Here is a 2,192-nt window from a genome sequence, read left to right as displayed (position 1 = left end):
GAGACAAACGACTGATCACTCATCATCTGTGCTTGACCACGTCAGCTGCCTTTTCCCGGTTCGGGTGAGGTGATGCCCTGGCTGGCGCGGAGCATGGCCTGGTAGAGGGCGGCTTCCCCGGGTGGGTCGGGCAGAGGGCCGCGGGCGGGGGCCTGGAAGGACTGGATCATCAGGGCGACGAGACGGCGCCAGGCGTCGGGCGCGGCGTCGCCGGTGGCGTTGACGACGCCGGCGTTGGCCATGAGCAGGAGGACCAGGTCCCGGCTGGTGAAGTCCTCGCGTAGGTGCCCGCTGTCCTGGGCGCGGGCGATGAGTTCGAGGAAGCCGTTGTACGCCTCGGCGCGGCGGGCTTCGAGAGCTTTGGCGGTGGGGAAGGTCATGGTCAGGATGTCGGCGAAGCCGCGGTCGGCGGCCTGCATCGCGCAGACCGTCTCGATGAACCCCGCGAATCCGTCCCACGGATCGGGGTGGTCCAGGGCCGCGGCGACCGCGGCGACGTAGGTGTCCATCCGGTCGGCGAAGACGGCGGCGACCAGTTCCTCCTTGCTGGGGAAGCGGCGGAAGATGGTGGCGATCCCCACCCCCGCCTCGCGGGCCACCGAGGCCATGGAGGCGTTCAGGCCGTCGCGCCCGAACACCTTCCGCGCGGCGGCGATGATCCGAGCCCGGTTGCGCTCGGCGTCGCTGCGCAACGGCTGGGCGGCGGGCTCGGCGGTGCCGTCGGTGTGCTGGGCCCCGGGGTTCATGCCCCCAGCCTAACGAATCGGAATGGCCTATCCGGTTCTCGTGCTACCGTGGTCGAGCAAACCGGATAGGGCCATCCGGATCGCCGATTCGGATAGCCCTATCCATATAGCCTCTCGAAAGGTTCACCATGCCCGCCATCGCCATCGTCGGTGCCGGCCCCCAGCTGGGTCTGGCCATCGCCCGCACCTTCGGCTCCCACGGCCTCGACGTCGCCCTGATCGCCCGCAACCGCGCCAAGCTCGACGAGCTCGTCGGCAAGCTCGGCGCTGAGGGCATCACCGCCGCCGCGTTCCCCGCCGACGTACTTGACCGTGACGGGCTCACCCAGGCGTTCAAGGACGCCGCCGCGCAGTTCGGCGGGATCGATGTCCTGGAGTACTCCCCGGTGGGGACGCTTGGCTCCACCATCCTGACCAGTCCGTCCGAGACCGACCCGTCCCATGTGCAGCACGAGATGGGGTTCCATGTCGGCATCGACGTGTCGATCGGCACCGCCGTCATCCCCGGCGCGCCGGTGGCCCAGCCCGAGGAGATCTCCCCCGTCTGCTGGGAGCTGCACACCACCCACCGCGACGCGGCCGAGCGCGTCTTCAGCCGCTGACACCGCACCGGCTGCCCTGATCCGCCCCTCGTCGAACCCTGATCGCGCCGCGGCGTGATCTCCAGAGAAGGTCCCGCCCGATGAACGTGTTCCTGCTGATGCCGCTCTTCCGCTTCTCTCCTGCAAAGGATGTCTGACATGCAGATCGCCGGCTCCGTGGCCCTCGTCACCGGCGCCAGCCGCGGGCTGGGCCGCCACTTCGCCGCCCAGCTCCTGCAACATGGCGTGGCCAAGGTGTACGCCACCGCGCGCCGTCCCGACAGCGTCACCGTACCGGGGGCGGAGGTGCTCTCCCTCGACATCACCGACCCGGCCTCCATCGCCGCCGCGGCCAAGGCCGCCGGCGACGTGACCCTGCTGGTCAACAACGCCGGCGTCGCGACGTTCACCAACCTGACGACCAGCGACATGGACATGATCCGGCTGGAGATGGACACCCACTACTACGGCCCGCTGAACATGATCCGCGCCTTCGCCCCGATTCTGAGGGCAGGTGGGGGTGGGGCGATCGTGAACGTGCTGTCGGCAGGCGCCTGGGCCCCCAGCGAACACACCAGCTCCTACTGCGCGGCCAAAGCGGCCGCCTGGAGCCTGACCAACAGCGTCCGCCTCGAACTCGCCTCTCAGAACACGCAGGTCACCGGGCTCATCCTCGGCCCGACGGACACCGACATGGGTGCGGGTGTGGAAATGGACAAGAACGACCCGGCCGACGTCGTGCGCGCCACCCTCGACGGCATCGAGGCCGGCCACGCCGAGGTCATCGCCGACGCCCTGTCCGCCCAGGCCAAGGCCAACCTCGCCCTCGACCCCGCCCAGGTCTACCAGCCCACGTCGGGCCCAG

Annotated in this window: 3 protein-coding genes; 2 read left to right on the top strand and 1 reads right to left on the bottom strand. The window is 69.7% G+C overall.

Annotated features, from left to right (window positions below):
* Positions 1-41 precede the first annotated feature (41 nt).
* Positions 42-746, bottom strand: a complete 705-nt coding sequence (locus AC559T_RS11820) for a TetR/AcrR family transcriptional regulator (protein WP_498868720.1) — start codon at positions 744-746, stop codon at positions 42-44.
* A gap of 128 nt (positions 747-874) precedes the next feature.
* Between AC559T_RS11820 and AC559T_RS11815 the strand changes: the two genes are divergently transcribed.
* Both AC559T_RS11815 and AC559T_RS11810 read left to right on the top strand, forming a co-directional pair.
* Entirely contained in the window at positions 875-1,348 is a 474-nt protein-coding gene (locus AC559T_RS11815; protein ID WP_498868719.1) for an SDR family NAD(P)-dependent oxidoreductase, read from the top strand.
* Between the two features lie 138 nt (positions 1,349-1,486).
* On the top strand, positions 1,487-2,192 hold a 706-nt coding region (locus AC559T_RS11810), incomplete at its 3' end, for an SDR family oxidoreductase (RefSeq protein ID WP_498868718.1).

Source organism: Frankia sp. Hr75.2 (assembly GCF_949319125.1).
Taxonomy (GTDB): Bacteria; Actinomycetota; Actinomycetes; order Frankiales; family Frankiaceae; genus Parafrankia; species Parafrankia soli.
The sequence above is the reverse complement of the archived record's forward strand: the minus strand, read 5'-3'. Positions and strand labels throughout refer to the sequence as shown.